General features: G+C 58.6%; 15 protein-coding genes. 12 read left to right on the top strand and 3 right to left on the bottom strand.

Annotated elements, in window-relative coordinates:
* Positions 1–105: 105 nt before the first annotated feature.
* A complete protein-coding gene (locus F8N44_RS19280) occupies positions 106–2,388 on the top strand; it encodes a putative bifunctional diguanylate cyclase/phosphodiesterase (RefSeq protein WP_150651489.1) in 2,283 nt (760 codons plus the stop codon).
* On the opposite strand, the gene F8N44_RS19275 is transcribed toward F8N44_RS19280, so the two are convergent.
* Entirely contained in the window at positions 2,279–3,175 is an 897-nt protein-coding gene (locus F8N44_RS19275) for an NAD(P)-dependent oxidoreductase (RefSeq protein WP_191630923.1), read from the bottom strand. The genes F8N44_RS19280 and F8N44_RS19275 overlap by 110 nt on opposite strands.
* Positions 3,176–3,370: 195 nt before the next feature.
* Between F8N44_RS19275 and F8N44_RS19270 the strand changes: the two genes are divergently transcribed.
* Positions 3,371–5,569 carry a hypothetical protein gene (locus F8N44_RS19270; protein WP_007918508.1) on the top strand — a complete coding sequence of 733 codons (2,199 nt, stop codon included), beginning with the start codon at positions 3,371–3,373 and terminating at the stop codon, positions 5,567–5,569.
* Between the two features lie 272 nt (positions 5,570–5,841).
* On the opposite strand, the gene F8N44_RS19265 is transcribed toward F8N44_RS19270, so the two are convergent.
* Positions 5,842–6,162 (bottom strand): DUF2288 domain-containing protein, encoded by a 321-nt coding sequence (locus F8N44_RS19265; protein ID WP_127926116.1) that lies wholly within the window; start codon positions 6,160–6,162, stop codon positions 5,842–5,844.
* 352 nt (positions 6,163–6,514) lie between these two features.
* Between F8N44_RS19265 and F8N44_RS19260 the strand changes: the two genes are divergently transcribed.
* From F8N44_RS19260 to F8N44_RS19210, 9 genes are all read left to right on the top strand, one after another.
* On the top strand, positions 6,515–7,642 hold the full coding sequence (locus F8N44_RS19260) for a branched-chain amino acid ABC transporter substrate-binding protein (RefSeq protein ID WP_150651405.1): 1,128 nt from the start codon (positions 6,515–6,517) through the stop codon (positions 7,640–7,642).
* Between the two features lie 231 nt (positions 7,643–7,873).
* Positions 7,874–8,797, top strand: a complete 924-nt coding sequence (livH, locus tag F8N44_RS19250; RefSeq protein ID WP_016986597.1) for a high-affinity branched-chain amino acid ABC transporter permease LivH — start codon at positions 7,874–7,876, stop codon at positions 8,795–8,797.
* Positions 8,794–10,050, top strand: coding sequence for a high-affinity branched-chain amino acid ABC transporter permease LivM (locus tag F8N44_RS19245; protein ID WP_038358181.1), 1,257 nt, complete (start codon positions 8,794–8,796; stop codon positions 10,048–10,050). Before livH ends, F8N44_RS19245 begins: the two co-directional genes overlap by 4 nt.
* Entirely contained in the window at positions 10,047–10,814 is a 768-nt protein-coding gene (gene livG, locus F8N44_RS19240) for a high-affinity branched-chain amino acid ABC transporter ATP-binding protein LivG (RefSeq protein WP_016771357.1), read from the top strand. The genes F8N44_RS19245 and livG overlap by 4 nt, the downstream gene beginning before the upstream one ends.
* Positions 10,815–11,516, top strand: a complete 702-nt coding sequence (locus F8N44_RS19235; RefSeq protein WP_003222380.1) for an ABC transporter ATP-binding protein — start codon at positions 10,815–10,817, stop codon at positions 11,514–11,516.
* A gap of 292 nt (positions 11,517–11,808) precedes the next feature.
* Positions 11,809–12,114, top strand: a complete 306-nt coding sequence (locus F8N44_RS19225) for a DUF2282 domain-containing protein (protein WP_150651404.1) — start codon at positions 11,809–11,811, stop codon at positions 12,112–12,114.
* Between the two features lie 25 nt (positions 12,115–12,139).
* Positions 12,140–13,027, top strand: a complete 888-nt coding sequence (locus tag F8N44_RS19220) for a DUF692 domain-containing protein (RefSeq protein ID WP_150651403.1) — start codon at positions 12,140–12,142, stop codon at positions 13,025–13,027.
* Positions 13,024–13,782 carry a DUF2063 domain-containing protein gene (locus tag F8N44_RS19215; protein ID WP_150651402.1) on the top strand — a complete coding sequence of 253 codons (759 nt, stop codon included), beginning with the start codon at positions 13,024–13,026 and terminating at the stop codon, positions 13,780–13,782. Before F8N44_RS19220 ends, F8N44_RS19215 begins: the two co-directional genes overlap by 4 nt.
* Positions 13,779–14,255, top strand: a complete 477-nt coding sequence (locus F8N44_RS19210; RefSeq protein ID WP_150651401.1) for a DoxX family protein — start codon at positions 13,779–13,781, stop codon at positions 14,253–14,255. Before F8N44_RS19215 ends, F8N44_RS19210 begins: the two co-directional genes overlap by 4 nt.
* A gap of 111 nt (positions 14,256–14,366) precedes the next feature.
* Here the strand turns inward: F8N44_RS19210 and F8N44_RS19205 are convergent, their stop codons facing one another.
* Complete coding sequence (locus F8N44_RS19205; RefSeq protein ID WP_150651400.1) at positions 14,367–15,281, bottom strand: LysR family transcriptional regulator; 915 nt, start codon at positions 15,279–15,281, stop codon at positions 14,367–14,369.
* Between the two features lie 104 nt (positions 15,282–15,385).
* Between F8N44_RS19205 and F8N44_RS19200 the strand changes: the two genes are divergently transcribed.
* Positions 15,386–15,985, top strand: coding sequence for a short chain dehydrogenase (locus F8N44_RS19200; RefSeq protein WP_122600752.1), 600 nt, complete (start codon positions 15,386–15,388; stop codon positions 15,983–15,985).
* The last annotated feature ends 7 nt before the right edge of the window (positions 15,986–15,992 follow it).

Below are 15,992 nucleotides of genomic sequence, written 5' to 3'. Positions count from 1 at the left end.
GCGCCAATGTGCCACTACGCCTTTCACGGCAAAAACCGCCTCTATACTCCAGTCATTCGCCTGCGTTGACGCGCAGTAAGGACGACTTCAGAAATGGGGCATGCTATGGAGTGGCTTGGTTTGCAGTTTGTTACCGAGCTGCCGGAGAGCGGGCAGGTCATTTTGGATTGCACGCATAATCCCTTGCTGGTGCTGGTGGCCTATCTGGTTGCCTGCGCTGCGAGTTTTGCCACCCTCGACATGGCCGAGCGGGTTGGCCACGCCGAAGATCAGCGCTCGCAGAGGCTATGGCGCTGGATCGGCGCGACATGCCTGGCCGGCGGCATCTGGGCGATGCACTTCATCGGGATGCTGGCGTTCCAGGCGCCGATTGAAATCCACTACGACCTGCCCATCACGCTGTTTTCCCTGCTGATCGCCCTGCTCGCCTCGTGGCTGGCCATGCACACACTGAGCGAAGCGCAGCCGAGTCTGGTGCACTACCTGAAAACCGCCATCGTCATTGGTCTGGGCATCGCTGGCATGCATTACGTCGGCATGGCCGCGATGGAGTCGAGCGCCACCGCTTATTACCAACCGACGCTGTTCGTGCTGTCGATCGCCATCGCCATCGGCGCCAGTTTCGCCGCCCTGTGGGTGGCGGGTTATTTGCGGGAAGGCAGCGGCCTGGTTCATCAGATGCTCAAGTACGCCGCTGCGCTGATCCTCGGTGCGGGCATTTTCAGCATGCATTTCACCGGCATGGCCGCGTTGCACTTGGTATTGCCCGAGGGCGATGTACCGACACTGGTGGTCAAAGCCAGCCATCTGCAGTTGGGGCTGACCGTCGCGCTGATCACTCTGCTGATCCTTGGCAGCGCGATCAGTGCGGCACTGGCCGACAAGAAACTGCAAAACAAGGAACACGACCTGCGCCGGGTCAATGCCCTGCTCAGCCAGCTCGATCAAGCGCGCATGTCGCTGCAACAAGCGGCCAACTACGATGCGCTGACCAACCTGATCAACCGCCGTGGGTTCAACCAGATCTTCGCCGAAAAACTCAGCCAGAAAGCCAGTGAAGGCGGAATGCTCGCGGTGATGTTTCTCGACATCGACCACTTCAAACGCATCAACGACAGCCTCGGCCATGACGCCGGTGACGAACTGCTCAAGGTCATCGCCCAGCACATCAAAGGCTCGGTGCGCAGCCATGAAGACGTGGTCGCGCGTTTTGGCGGCGACGAGTTTTGCATCCTCATCAGCCTGCGTGACCGCGAGGAAGCCCGCAATATGGCCCAACGCATCATGCTCAAGATGAAAGAGCCGATCGAACTGGCCGGGCGGCAGATGGTGATGACCACCAGTATTGGCATCAGCCTGTTCCCGGAGGATGGCACGACGTGCGAAGAGCTGCTCAAACACGCGGATCTGGCGCTTTATCAATCCAAGGGCGCCGGGCGCAATGGCCTGCACTTTTTCAATTCCAACCTGAAAAACCGCGCGACCCTGGAACTGCAACTCGAAGAAGAACTGCGCCACGCTTTGCGCGAAGAAAACGGCCTGATGCTGTATTACCAGCCGATCTTCGAACTCAAGACCGGACGGGTGACCAAACTTGAAGCACTGATTCGCTGGCAGCATCCCTTGCACGGTTTATTGACCCCGGACCGCTTCATTGCCATTGCCGAAAACAACGGCCTGATCGCCGAACTGGACAACTGGGTGCTACGGCGCGCCTGCAAGGATCTGGGAGAGTTGTCGCGGCACGGCTGCGAAGAACTGAAAATCGCCTGGAACTGCTCTCCGCTCAACCTCGCCCGGGAAGAACTGGCCATTGAAATCGAAAATGCGTTGCGCACCGCCGGGGTCGCACCGGAACGCCTGGAACTGGAAGTCACCGAAAATGCGCTGATGGGCAACATTGCCAACACCTTGGTGCTGTTGCGGCAGATCCGTGCTCTCGGTGTGTCGCTGTCGATCGATGACTTTGGCACCGGCTATTCGTCGCTGGCCTACCTCAAGCGTCTGCCGCTCAACACTCTGAAAATCGACCGTTCGTTCATTCTCGATATCCCCAAGGCCACGGCGGACATGGAGATTGTCCAGGCGATCATCGTCATGGCGCACACCCTGCATTTGCAGGTGGTCACCGAAGGCGTGGAAAGCCTGGAGCAATACGAGTTTCTTGAACGCTCGGGCTGCGACTTCATTCAGGGTTACCTGCTCAGCCGCCCGGTACCGCTGGACGAGCTGCGCCCGGTGCTGGAAGAAATCAATCAGCGCAAACATTCACACGCGGTCAATCCGTTGATTCTGGCGCGCGGTACATTTGCACCAGTGTCGCTGGATCCTGCGCCAAAAAGCCCTGCGCCCCATGCAGGCGCATCAATTGTGCGGCCAATCCGCTGATCGGCGTGGCCGAGCCTTGTTCGCGGGAAAACTTCACTGCCGTATCGAGATCCTTGAGCAAGGTGCGTACGTGCCACTTTATTGGCTCGAAGCGGCTTTCGGCCATTTGCGGTGCGAGTATCTGCAACGGTTTCGAATCGGCAAAACCGCCGGCCAACGCTTCGGCGATCAGGCTCGCGTCGACGCCGGACTGCTCGGCCAGCGCCACCACCTCGGCGATCACCAGCGCATTGCAGGCGACGATCATCTGGTTGCAGGCCTTGGTCACTTGCCCCGCGCCGATGACGCCCATGTGCGTGACGCGCTGACCTAGGTTGAGCAGCACTGGGCGCACGCGTTCAAGATCCGCCGCCTCACCACCGACCATGATCGCCAGGCTACCGGCCTCGGCGCCGACCACACCGCCGGAGACGGGTGAATCCAGCCAGGACATGCCGGTTTTCTCCAGCAGTTGCGCCGCCATTTCGCGAGTGGCCGTCGGTTCGAGGCTGGAAAAATCCACCAGCAACTGGCCTTTTTTCGCCCCGTCGGCGACACCGGCCGGACCAAACACGACTTCGCGCACCACCGCCGTATCGGCCAGACACAACATCACCATGTCGGCGTGCTCGCACAATTCAGCAGCTGTCGCCACCTGTCGGGCACCAGCCTCGACCAGTGGCGCGCACTTGGCCGGGTTGCGGTTCCACACGGTCAGCGGGTAATCCGCTGCCAACAGACGCCGGCACATGGGCAGGCCCATCAGACCGATTCCGGCGAACCCCAACGAAGGTAGCGTTGACATCATTTTGCCTCTTTTCCATTAAAGATCGCCGAATAATGGCCGATTCATCAACGATCAGGAAAGGATTCCCCCTAGCGACAGTCAGGGCAAAACCCTGACGCTCGGGCTCAATTCGCGCACAAAAGACGCGAGATCTTATTCCGTGAGGTTCGCAGGCAACTCTCCAGCGAGCCAACCAGTCCAGGTATATGGCGCACAATGACTTCTAAAAATAATCCCGCCACTGCGGTATCCGATCTGACTTTGAGCCCCGCCGCCAACAGCCCGTCATCATCGAAGCCATTGGTCCCGTCGCGCCCGCTGTCGACTCAGCAATACCTGTACTTCACCGAAACCAATACCGACCGCATCCTCGACAACCTCGACGGCCTGCGTGATCTGGTGTTCCCGCGCCCACCACACCTGGAAGGTGACAACGAACAGCACAACGACCAGGAATTCCCCTCGGTGTGCCTGATCGGCCTCGGTCGCTGCGGCTCGAACATCGCCCTCGACGTTGCGGAACTGGTGTACAACGCGCGCAAGTTCTACCTCAACGAATTCAACAACGAAGACCGCGCGGCGGATCGCCGACTGGCCGACAAGGGTTACAGCCCGGCGCAGTGGATCAAGAACAACCTGCGCATCGGCCCGAACAAATCGACCAAACCGGTGTTTCTGGTCGAACCGCTGGTGATGCTCGGCGACCTCGACAAGGACATCGCCGGGCGCATCCGTTTCTCGCGCAAGGGCGAGAAAAGCGGTTTCCTGCGCGACTACAGCAAAATGAAAATCATGGACTTGTCCGAAGTCCACGCCGGTGGCGCCGGTAACGCGCCGATCCTCGGCCAGTACCTGGCGAAGATCATCCTCAACAAGGACACCCAGCGTTTCTCCAGCCCTGACTGGAAAATGATCCACTCGTACCTGATCGACAGCTGCGGCATCAAGGCCAACCAGTCGCGCCTGTATTTCTCGATTTTCAGTGCCGGCGGCGGTACCGGTTCCGGCATGGCCTCGGAATTCGGTCTGGCCCAGCAGCACTCGTACATGAACAAGACGTTCGACACCAAGCCGATGGACGAGCATGACGGCAAGAGCGGTCATTCGTTTGTGTTCGAACCGATCTTCACCAGCGGCATCTGCGTGCTGCCGAACATTTCCGATCACCGCAGCGAAATGTCCGAGGCGCTGCACATCAACGCCGGTCGCCTGCTGTGTAAATACCTCTCGGAAGAATGGGATTTCTCTTACAACTTCGCCAATGAAGACAGCAGCGAAGCCAGCGTCATGGGCCGTATCCGCCCATGGAACGCGATGATGCTGATCTCCAACGACATCATGCGTTACGCCGAAGAGAGCGATGACGGCAACATCCAGAACATTGATGTCAATGCGATGGAGAAGCACGCCAACCAGTACATCTCGCAGCAGATCTTCAACATTCTGACGGCGCAGGCAGTCACCACCGACTACGACCAGAACTACTTCCGCCGCGCCGGCATCGACATCGGCGAAACCATTCGCCTCGACGCCAATGACCTGTTCATGAGCCTGGCCGGCCCGGTGGCGATTGCCTACGCCGAATCGGTGGTGCCGGAAACCCCGCCGCCAAGCAGCGACAAGTTCAAGGTGTTCGATAAAGAGCCGCAGCGTCTGAACATCGATGATCTGTTCTTCCGCTCGATCGACCTGCCGCACTTCAACAAAGTGACGCAGGCGATCGAAGGCATCAGCCTGTTGCCGATTGAGTCCAAGCGTTATCGCGCTTCGCTGGAGCAGTACAAGAATTCCGGCTACGACGCCGCCGCGCTGCACGACCTGCACTTCTTCAAGAACTGCTCGTCGGTGGTCTCGATTGTCTCGCTGCCGAAAGACTACAAACTGTCGTACATGGACCTGAACCGGTTGAAGACCCACCTCAACAGCCTGTTCCCCAATACCACGCTCAAGCGCTATGCGCTGGTGATCGGCGCCTCGGCCAACCTGTCGCTGACCACCCTGATCGCCAAGAGCCCGTGCCTGTCGGACGACTTCCTGACCCTGATCGTCGCATTCATCAAGCGCTGCTTCGCGAAGAACCCGTACCGTTTCGATGAGACGCTGGACAACTCGATCCTCGATTTCATCATTAACGAAGAGTTCGACGAAGACCGCATCGACGACCTGCTCAACGAGTTCGAGAACCCGGCGAAGATCCTCGATACCAACTGGTACGCGATCAAACCGATGTACGAGAAGAAATACCGTGAGCTGATCAACGACAAAGAGAAGTTTGTCTCGATCAATGACATTCGCCTGTCGCGTGATTGCGTGAAGAAGTCGATCAAGTATTTGCGCGAGATCTACCGTCACCGGATTGGCAAGACCAAGGTTATTTCCCTCAATAACCATACCGGCAAGTCGTTCTCGGTCTGACCGAGTCGCCCCCTTCGCGAGCAAGCTCGCTCCCACATTTGGAATGCATTCCCCTGTGGGAGCGAGCTTGCTCGCGAAAGGGCCGGCACATTCACTAAAGATTTCAGCCTTACCAATATCCAGAAACAATTAAGCAGCCGTTAGGCTGCTTACTAAACTGTTCCCGTTACGTTTACGTCACCGTGAGCCACCATCGCTTGTGGTGTTTCTCTACGGCAACGTGCCATCACGCTACTCCGCTACACACTTTTCGCCGACGACATGTCGCACCATCAAGGTGCAACACCTGAAGCGACTGCCCTTTCCTGGACCAGAATCCACGGCCGAACTACCACTGCCCACATCTCGGGATCGCGCTCGAAAAGATCCAGCGCCCGCGTTTCAGACAGCTTGGCGACCTTGTCTTCAGCCAACCAGGCAGCCACCTTCTCGCCATCATCGGACGCCACGGCCTCGGCAGCGGCGATCAAATCGAGCGCAGGGTCGACCCACAATAGGGCACCCTTGGCGAAGAACGGCTCCAACTCTTTCCAGGTAATAGATGCGGTTTCACCAAGCAGCTTGGCATAGAGGGTGCTAGGTTCTTGATTCATGGGTGCTGTCCGGAAAAGAAATCGACGCGAATAATAACGTTGGTGATCCGTCAGCAAAACCCGGTTGCAAAAGGCTGCACCGAACGAAAAGAGCAGGAAAGCCAAGGAATGCTGCTGATTGGGATATATGCCCACGACCGCCCCGCCGCAATTCTGTCTTTTTCATTCAAAAATGCGACACCCCCAAGTTTTGCCCCTCGGCGCCCGCTTCCCAGGCTAACAACCGGCGCTCTACACTGTACCGGTACAGTTGCCGGGGGCATTTCCGGAGGGTATCGCAAAGATATCTGACCCGGTTCTGCTGCTACGGCGCCAGAACTCAAAAAAATTACAACAGTAAGAGTGGAGCACTATGACTAAGGCTACTAAGCAGATTTCCAAACTGTTTGCCGCTATGGTTCTGGCCGGGGTTGCCAGCCATTCGTTCGCAGCTGACACCATCAAAATCGGTATCGCCGGTCCTAAAACCGGTCCAGTAGCCCAGTACGGCGACATGCAGTTCAGTGGCGCAAAAATGGCCATTGAGCAAATCAACGCCAAGGGCGGCGTCGACGGCAAGAAACTCGAAGCCGTTGAATACGACGATGCCTGCGACCCGAAACAAGCGGTAGCCGTTGCGAACAAGGTCGTCAACGACGGCGTCAAGTTCGTGGTCGGTCACCTGTGCTCCAGCTCCACTCAGCCTGCTTCGGACATCTACGAAGACGAAGGCGTGATCATGATCACCCCGGCTGCCACCAGCCCGGACATCACCGCCCGTGGTTACAAAATGATCTTCCGTACTATTGGTCTCGACAGCGCCCAGGGCCCTGCCGCCGGTAACTACATTGCCGATCACGTCAAACCGAAAATCGTCGGCGTACTGCACGACAAACAGCAATACGGTGAAGGCATCGCCACCGCGGTGAAATCGACCCTCGAGAAGAAAGGCACCAAGGTTGCCGTGTTCGAAGGCGTCAACGCCGGCGACAAAGACTTCTCGGCGATCATCGCCAAGCTCAAGCAAGCCAACGTCGACTTCGTTTACTACGGCGGCTACCACCCGGAGCTGGGTCTGATCCTGCGTCAAGCACAGGAAAAGGGCCTGAAAGCCAAGTTCATGGGTCCGGAAGGCGTGGGTAACGACTCGATCACCCAGATCGCCAAGGACGCGTCCGAAGGCCTGCTGGTGACCCTGCCGAAATCCTTCGACCAGGATCCGGCCAACGTTGCTCTGGCTGACGCATTCAAAGCCAAGAAGGAAGATCCGAGCGGTCCGTTCGTGTTCCCGTCCTACTCGGCGGTGACTGTAATTGCCGACGGCATCAAGGCAGCCAAGTCCGAAGACGCGACCAAAGTGGCTGAAGCCATCCACGCCGGTACCTTCAAGACCCCGACTGGCGACCTGAGCTTCGACGCCAAGGGCGACCTCAAAGACTTCAAATTCGTGGTCTACGAGTGGCACAACGGCAAACCTAAAACTGAAGTATCGCCTCAGTAAGGCGCTGCCTGACTGACTGCCAATAAAGCCCACGGCGTGCCGTGGGCTTTGTTTTACGAATGTATTGGGCCGCGCTGGCGTGATCCGCCAGTCTCCCCACCTGAAAATCTCAAAACCGTCATCAGCGGTTCGCTGGCAAAACCCGGATTCGAAGTGGATAAAGATCCACGGGGCCGGGCGGGAAAATGACTCCACCAGTGAAATGCGTATCAGGTTTTTAGGAGCGCTGTAATGCCTGACATCTATCACTTCTTCCAACAGCTGGTTAACGGCCTGAACGTTGGCAGCATGTATGCCTTGATCGCCATCGGCTACACGATGGTTTACGGCATCATTGGAATGATCAACTTCGCCCACGGCGAGGTGTACATGATTGGCTCTTACGTGGCGTTCATCGCCATCGCCGGGTTGACCATGATGGGACTCGACAGTGTCCCGCTGTTGATGACTGCGGCGTTCATCGCCAGCATCGTCGTCACCAGTTCCTACGGTTACAGCATCGAACGGATCGCCTACCGCCCCCTGCGCGGCAGCAACCGTCTGATCCCGCTGATTTCCGCGATCGGTATGTCGATCTTCCTGCAGAACACGGTTCTGCTGGCGCAAGACTCCAAGGACAAAGCTATCCCCAACCTGATTCCGGGCAACCTTGCCTTCGGCCCAGGTGGCGCACAAGAAGTGCTGATTTCCTACATGCAAATCGTGGTGTTCGTGGTGACCCTGATCGCCATGCTCGGCCTGACGCTGTTCATCTCCCGCTCTCGCCTGGGTCGCGCCTGCCGCGCCTGCGCCGAAGACATCAAGATGGCCAACCTGCTCGGCATCAACACCAACAACATCATCGCCCTGACCTTCGTCATTGGTGCCGCGCTGGCAGCCGTTGCGGCTGTGCTGCTGAGCATGCAATACGGGGTGATCAACCCGAACGCCGGTTTCCTCGTCGGCCTCAAAGCCTTCACCGCAGCGGTACTCGGCGGTATCGGCAGCATCCCTGGCGCCATGCTCGGCGGGTTGGTGCTTGGGGTGGCGGAAGCGTTTGGCGCCGATATCTTCGGCGACCAGTACAAGGACGTCGTGGCTTTCGGCTTGTTGGTTCTGGTGCTGTTGTTCCGTCCGACCGGCATTCTGGGCCGTCCGGAGGTTGAGAAAGTATGACTAGGAATCTTAAACAGGCGCTGTTCAGCGCTTTGCTGGTGTGGGCCGTGGCCTACCCGGTACTCGGTCTGAAACTGACCATCGTCGGCATCAACCTGGAAGTGCACAACACCAGCCCGACCGTGCTGGCGACCATCGCCATCTGTTCGGTGCTGATGTTCCTGCGCGTGCTGTTCAACCAGCAGATCAGCAAAGCCTGGCGTGCGTCACCGGGCCTGCCGCTGATCCCGGCCAAGGCGAGCAACTTCCTCACTCTGCCAACCACCCAGCGCTATTTCATCATTGCGCTGATCCTGGTGGCGCTGGTGTGGCCGTTCTTCGGCTCCCGTGGCGCGGTGGACATCGCGACGCTGATCCTGATCTACGTGATGCTCGGTCTCGGCCTGAACATCGTCGTCGGTCTGGCCGGTCTGCTCGACCTCGGTTACGTCGGTTTCTACGCCGTCGGCGCCTACAGCTACGCGCTGCTGTCGCACTACTACGGCCTGAGCTTCTGGATCTGCCTGCCGATTGCCGGCCTGATGGCGGCGACGTTCGGCTTCCTGCTGGGCTTCCCGGTGCTGCGTTTGCGCGGTGACTATCTGGCGATCGTGACCCTCGGCTTCGGCGAGATCATCCGTTTGTTCCTGCGTAACCTGACCGACATCACTGGCGGTCCGAACGGCATCAGCAACATCGAGAAACCGACGTTCTTCGGCCTGACCTTCGAACGCAAAGCCGCGGAAGGCATGCAAACCTTCCACGAGTATTTCGGCCTGCAATACAACTCGATCAACAAGGTGATTTTCCTCTACCTGGTTGCGCTGTTGCTGGCGCTGGCGGCGCTGTTCGTCATCAACCGTCTGCTGCGCATGCCGATCGGCCGTGCGTGGGAAGCGCTGCGTGAAGATGAAATCGCTTGCCGCGCACTGGGTCTGAATCCAACGATCATCAAGCTGTCCGCCTTCACCCTCGGTGCTGCGTTTGCCGGTTTCGCAGGTAGCTTCTTCGCTGCGCGTCAGGGTCTGGTGACGCCGGAATCGTTCACCTTCATCGAGTCGGCAATCATCCTCGCCATTGTGGTGCTGGGTGGCATGGGCTCGCAGCTGGGTGTGATCCTGGCCGCTGTGGTGATGATCCTGTTGCCGGAAATGATGCGTGAGTTCAGCGAGTACCGCATGTTGATGTTCGGTGCCCTGATGGTGTTGATGATGATCTGGCGTCCACAAGGTCTGCTGCCGATGCAACGCCCACACATGGAGTTGCGAAAATGAGCCGCGAGATCTTGAAAGTCGAGAACTTGAGCATGCGCTTCGGCGGCTTGCTCGCGGTCAACGGCGTGGCCCTGACCGTTAAAGAGAAACAAGTGGTTGCACTGATCGGGCCGAACGGCGCCGGCAAGACCACCGTGTTCAACTGCCTGACCGGGTTCTATCAGCCAACGGGCGGCAGCATCCTGCTGGACGGTGAGCCGATCCAAGGCCTGCCGGGCCACAAGATCGCCCTCAAAGGCGTGGTGCGTACCTTCCAGAACGTGCGGTTGTTCAAGGACATGACGGCGGTCGAAAACCTGTTGATCGCTCAGCACCGTCACCTCAACACCAACTTCCTGTCCGGCCTGTTCAAGACCCCGGCGTTCCGCAAAAGCGAGCGCGAGGCCATGGAATTTGCCGAGTACTGGCTGGAAAAGGTCAACCTCAAAGAGTTCGCCAACCGTACCGCCGGCACCCTGGCTTACGGTCAGCAACGGCGTCTGGAGATCGCCCGCTGCATGATGACCCGTCCGCGGATCCTCATGCTCGACGAACCGGCCGCCGGCCTGAACCCGAAAGAAACCGAAGACCTCAAGGCGCTGATCGGCGTGCTGCGCGAAGAGCACAACGTCACCGTGCTGCTGATCGAACACGACATGAAACTGGTCATGAGCATTTCCGACCACATCGTCGTGATCAACCAGGGCACGCCTCTGGCCGACGGTACGCCGGAACAGATCCGCGACAATCCTGAAGTGATCAAAGCCTACCTGGGGGAAGCGTAAATGCTGCAGTTCGAAAACGTTTCCACCTTCTACGGCAAGATCCAGGCCCTGCACAGCGTCAACGTCGAAGTCCGTCAGGGCGAGATCGTGACCCTGATCGGTGCTAACGGTGCCGGCAAGTCCACGCTGCTGATGACGCTCTGCGGTTCGCCGCAGGCGCACAGCGGCAGCATCCGCTACATGGGTGAGGAACTGGTCGGCCAGGACTCGTCGCAGATCATGCGCAAGAGCATCGCGGTCGTGCCGGAAGGTCGTCGGGTGTTTGCCCGTCTGACCGTTGAAGAAAACCTCTCCATGGGCGGTTTCTTCACCGACAAGGGCGACTATCAGGAACAGATGGACAAGGTCCTCGGCCTGTTCCCGCGCCTGAAAGAACGCTTCAACCAGCGCGGCGGCACCATGTCCGGCGGTGAACAGCAAATGCTCGCCATCGGCCGTGCGCTGATGAGCAAGCCCAAGCTGCTGCTGCTCGACGAGCCGTCGCTGGGCTTGGCACCGATCATCATCCAGCAGATCTTCGACATCATCGAACAGCTGCGCAAGGACGGTGTGACGGTGTTCCTGGTCGAGCAGAACGCCAACCAGGCGCTGAAAATCGCCGACCGCGCCTACGTTCTGGAGAACGGCCGCGTGGTCATGCAAGGCACCGGTGAAGCACTGCTGACCGACCCGAAAGTACGCGAGGCGTACCTCGGCGGTTGATGCATTTCAGCCAACAAGAAAACGGCCTTCGGGCCGTTTTTTTGTGCCTGCACGACTTTCAGATTATCCAAAAATCCCTTGCAGGAGTGAGCCTGCTCGCGATGGCGTCGTGTCATTCAACATCGCCGGTATCTGACATGACGCCATCGCGAGCAGGCTCACTCCTACAGGGTTTTGCGTTTTTCCAAAAAGATTTTTAGCGGGCTGTAACGCAACGCCACCTCGTTTCTCTAGAGGGACAAGCAAGCGCAATCGTGCTTGTAAAAACCCTGACCAAGACTGGAGAAACACCATGACTGCTACCACCCGCACCCTGTCCGCCACCGCCCTGGTTCTGGCCCTCGGTTCTGCCCTGAGCATGGCCGCTGTATCGACCGTCCATGCCGCTGACGCCGACATGGAAAAATGCTTCGGCGTGGCCATGAAAGGCAAAAACGATTGCGCCGCTGGTGCAGGCACCACCTGTGCCGGCACCGCAAAAATGGACTATCAGGCCAACGCCTGGAAACTCGTTCCAAAGGGCACCTGCGCTACCACTGAGAGCAAGACTTCGCCGACCGGTTTCGGTCAGTTGGAAGCGTTCAAAGCCAAGTCCTGATCGTTGGCCTGCCTGAGTGACGATCATGCTCACGATCAATGACTATGCCCAAGCCCGCACTCAGGCAGCCCGCACCGGGCTCCCGTCCCGTGCCGGGCTGGGACTCAAGACCGGGCACTTTCGTGAAGTGCTCGGCTCACAACCGGACATCGGCTTCTTCGAAGTCCACGCCGAAAACTACATGGTGGCCGGCGGTCCGTTTCATTATTTTCTCGGTTTGATCCGCGAGCAGTATCCGCTGTCGCTACACGGTGTCGGCTTGTCCATCGGTGCTGAAGGGCCGCTGGATGAACAGCACCTCAAGCGCCTCGCCGAACTGATTCGGCGCTATCAACCGCAATCCTTTTCCGAACATCTGGCCTGGTCGAGCCATGGCCCGGTGTTTCTCAATGACCTGCTGCCACTGGCCTATGACACGCCGACGCTGAACCGCGTCTGCGAGCATATCGATCAGGTGCAGAACACACTCAAACGGCCAATGCTGCTGGAGAATCCGGCGACCTATCTAGCGTTTCAGCGCTCGACCCTCGATGAGGCAGATTTCATCGCCGAGGTCATCCGCCGCAGCGGCTGTGGCCTGTTGCTGGACGTCAACAATGTCTACGTTTCCTGCGTGAACCATCAGCGAGATCCGTTGGCGTATCTCGATGCGCTGCCATTACACGCGGTGGGGGAAATTCATCTGGCCGGGTTTGCCGAAGACTGCGACAGCCTCGGTGACCGTTTGTTGATCGACGATCACGGCGCGCCAATTGATCAAGCAGTGTGGGCTCTGTACCAACAAGTATTGGCTCGCACCGGCCCGGTGGCGACGTTGGTCGAACGCGATAATCAAGTGCCGGCGTTTGCGGTGCTGCTGGCCGAGGCGCAACAGGCTGATGCGCTTTTGCTGGATGCCGGAGCACGCACATGAGCACTCAACGCACTTTCGCTGCCGCGCTCATCGACACGCGGCTGCCCTGCCCCGAAGGTCTGTGCAGTGCCAACGGCGCTGATCCGGCAAGCCGTTTCGCGGTGTATCGCAACAACGTGCAGGGCTCGCTGATCAATGCGTTGAGCGACAGTTATCCGGTGGTTTTGCAATTGGTCGGCGATGAATTCTTTCGCGCCATGGCGGCCGTTTTCGTACAACAGCTGCCGCCGCAGAGTCCGTTGCTGAATCGCTACGGCGAGGTATTTGCGGACTTCATTGCAGCGTTTGAACCGGCCGGCAGCGTGCCTTATCTGGCAGATGTGGCGCGCCTTGAGCACCTGCGCACCCTCGCCTACCACGCGGCCGACGCCCTTCCCGTGCGTCCGGAACAGATCACGGCAGCACTGGCTGATGCGCAAACGCTGAGTGAGCTGCGCCTCGACCTTCATCCCTCCCTTCACCTGCTCGACTCAGCCTATGCCGTAATCGCGATCTGGGGCGCACATCAACACGACTCGACGCTGGAGGGGATCGACGTCAACCAAAGGCAACACGCGCTGGTGTTGCGCAATGACCTGGACGTCGAAGTGTTTGCCCTCGACCCCGGCGCCAGCACGTTTATCCGCAACCTGATCGATGGACAGCCACTGCTGGCAGCGGCTGAACACAGCCCTGAATTCGATCTCGCGCAAACCCTCGGCTTACTGATCGCGCGCAACGCCATTACCCACTTGCATAACAAGGAACTGCCATGAAAACGCTCATCACCCGCGCCATCGCGCTGCTGGAAAAAATACCCCACAGCCTGGTCGCGTTCATTGCGCGTTTCTCGATTGCCGCAGTGTTCTGGAAATCAGGACAGACCAAGGTTGAAGGTTTGGCCATTGATTTGATTGACGGCACTTTTCAACTCGGCTGGCCACGTCTGGCCGACTCGACAATTCCGTTGTTCAAAAGCGAATACGATGTGCCGTTGTTGTCGCCAGAGATTGCCGCGCACCTGGCGGCGTTCGCCGAGCACTTCTTCCCGGTGCTGATCTTGATTGGCTTCGCTACACGGTTTTCGGCGTTGGCGCTGTTGGGGATGACTCTGACCATTCAACTGTTTGTGTATCCCGATGCCTATCCGACCCACGGCACCTGGGCGGCGGTGTTGCTATACCTGATGGCAACAGGGCCGGGCAAGTTGTCGATCGATCATCTGATCGCCCGCCGTTTCGCAAAATAAACAAATTCCTTGTGGGAGCGAGCTTGCTCGCGAATGCGTTGGTTCAGTCAACACATGAAGTGTCTGTGAAACCGCTTTCGCGAGCAGGCTCGCTCCCACAGGAGAATGAAGTCAGCGCTGAAGTCGATCCAACGCCTCGCCACTGCGCTTGAACCAGCCCATCAGATAATCCGCCAGCACCTGCGTGCGTTTCGGCAAGCCGCCCTGATACGGATGCACCAGGTACATCGGCATGCGTCGGGTCTGAAAATCGCGCAGGAGCCAGCGTAATCGGCCGTCAGCCAATTCCGCCTGCAGCAAGTAGGAAGGCAATCGCGCGATACCAGCGCCGCTGAGCGCGGCTTTCTTGAGCAGGTTGTAATGGTTGCTGGCAAACGGTCCTGACACGCGAACCCGCAGCAATTCATGCTGCTGGTGATACAGCCATTCCTCACGTCCGCTGTAGTGGCTGTTGAGCAAACAGCGATGTTCGGCCAGTGCCTGTGGCGTCAGCGGTTCACCGAAACGTTCGAGGTAAGCCGGGCTTGCGCAAGTCATTTCCTGCCAGGCCAGCAACGGTTTGGCGACCAGTCGTTCGTCATTGGCCACTTCGCTGCGGATCGCCAGATCAAAGCCGTCCCGTGACAGATCGCAGTAACTGTTGTTCAGCTCAAGCTCGATCTGTACCTCGGGATATTTATGCGAAAACTCCAACAGCAGGCCGTCAAAGAAGGTTTCCCCCAGCGACACCGGCACGGTCATTCGCACCGGTCCGGCCATATCGTCCTTCAACCGCGCCAAGGCCTGACGCGCCCTCTCCACCTGAACGACCAAAGCCTGCGCCTGCGGCAACAACGCTGCGCCGGCGGCAGTCAGGCTCAAGCGTCGAGTCGTGCGCTGCAGCAGCACCACGGCAAATCGAGCTTCCATCTGGCTGATGCGCTTGGACAACTGCCCCTTGCTGCAGCCCAATTGCTGCGCGGCCAGAGTAAAACTGCCCGCCTCAATCAGCACCGCGAACGCCGCCAGATCATCCATCTCGCTCATGGATTGTTTCCATTTGAAAACCAAAGGTTGCCTATTAGTGCGCTTATCCGCAGAAAAAACCACTCTAGACTGAAACCTCGTTCAATCACTTGAGGTACAGCTCGATGAAGATTCTGTTGATAGGCGCTGGCGGCACCATCGGTTCGGCGGTGGACAAAGAACTCTCGCAACGCCACGAAGTCATCCGTATCGGGCGCAGCAGCGGTGATTTGCAGGTGGATATCAGCGACAGCGCATCAATCCGCAAACTGTTCGAAAAAACCGGCAAGTTCGATGCACTGGTCTGCGCTGCCGGCAACGTGACCTTCGCACCGCTGGGCGAGATGACGGAAGACAGCTTCGCCCTCGGTCTAAAAGACAAACTGATGGGCCAGGTCAATCTGCTGCTGATTGGTCGTGAATTCGCCAATGACGGCGCGTCATTCACCTTCACCACTGGCGTGCTCAGCCACGACCCGATCCGCAGCGGCGCCTCGGCAGCGCTGGTCAACGGCGCCCTCGACAGCTTCGTTCGCGCCGCCGCCATCGAGCTGCCACGCGGCCTGCGAGTGAACTCGATCAGCCCGACCGTACTGCTCGAAGCGATGGGCAGCTACGCCCCGTATTTCCGTGGGTACAAGCCGGTTCCTGCGGCGGATGTGGCATTGGCCTACGCGAAAAGTGTCGAAGGCCTGCAGACAGGTCAGACGTTTCACGTGGGCTGAGCTTCAT

This window comes from Pseudomonas fluorescens (assembly GCF_902497745.1).
GTDB lineage: Bacteria > Pseudomonadota > Gammaproteobacteria > Pseudomonadales > Pseudomonadaceae > Aquipseudomonas > Aquipseudomonas fluorescens_BM.
The sequence above is the reverse complement of the archived record's forward strand: the minus strand, read 5'-3'. Positions and strand labels throughout refer to the sequence as shown.

Bases quoted from the DNA above. Each gene is read 5' to 3' on its own strand.
- F8N44_RS19265 (WP_127926116.1), bottom strand. From the start codon at position 6,162: ATGAATCAAGAACCTAGCACCCTCTATGCCAAGCTGCTTGGTGAAACC.
- F8N44_RS19225 (WP_150651404.1), top strand. From the start codon at position 11,809: ATGACTGCTACCACCCGCACCCTGTCCGCCACCGCCCTGGTTCTGGCC.
- F8N44_RS19200 (WP_122600752.1), top strand. From the start codon at position 15,386: ATGAAGATTCTGTTGATAGGCGCTGGCGGCACCATCGGTTCGGCGGTG.
- livH (WP_016986597.1), top strand. From the start codon at position 7,874: ATGCCTGACATCTATCACTTCTTCCAACAGCTGGTTAACGGCCTGAAC.
- F8N44_RS19260 (WP_150651405.1), top strand. From the start codon at position 6,515: ATGACTAAGGCTACTAAGCAGATTTCCAAACTGTTTGCCGCTATGGTT.
- F8N44_RS19210 (WP_150651401.1), top strand. From the start codon at position 13,779: ATGAAAACGCTCATCACCCGCGCCATCGCGCTGCTGGAAAAAATACCC.
- F8N44_RS19215 (WP_150651402.1), top strand. From the start codon at position 13,024: ATGAGCACTCAACGCACTTTCGCTGCCGCGCTCATCGACACGCGGCTG.
- F8N44_RS19235 (WP_003222380.1), top strand. From the start codon at position 10,815: ATGCTGCAGTTCGAAAACGTTTCCACCTTCTACGGCAAGATCCAGGCC.
- livG (WP_016771357.1), top strand. From the start codon at position 10,047: ATGAGCCGCGAGATCTTGAAAGTCGAGAACTTGAGCATGCGCTTCGGC.
- F8N44_RS19205 (WP_150651400.1), bottom strand. From the start codon at position 15,281: ATGAGCGAGATGGATGATCTGGCGGCGTTCGCGGTGCTGATTGAGGCG.
- F8N44_RS19220 (WP_150651403.1), top strand. From the start codon at position 12,140: ATGCTCACGATCAATGACTATGCCCAAGCCCGCACTCAGGCAGCCCGC.
- F8N44_RS19280 (WP_150651489.1), top strand. From the start codon at position 106: ATGGAGTGGCTTGGTTTGCAGTTTGTTACCGAGCTGCCGGAGAGCGGG.
- F8N44_RS19270 (WP_007918508.1), top strand. From the start codon at position 3,371: ATGACTTCTAAAAATAATCCCGCCACTGCGGTATCCGATCTGACTTTG.
- F8N44_RS19245 (WP_038358181.1), top strand. From the start codon at position 8,794: ATGACTAGGAATCTTAAACAGGCGCTGTTCAGCGCTTTGCTGGTGTGG.
- F8N44_RS19275 (WP_191630923.1), bottom strand. From the start codon at position 3,175: ATGATGTCAACGCTACCTTCGTTGGGGTTCGCCGGAATCGGTCTGATG.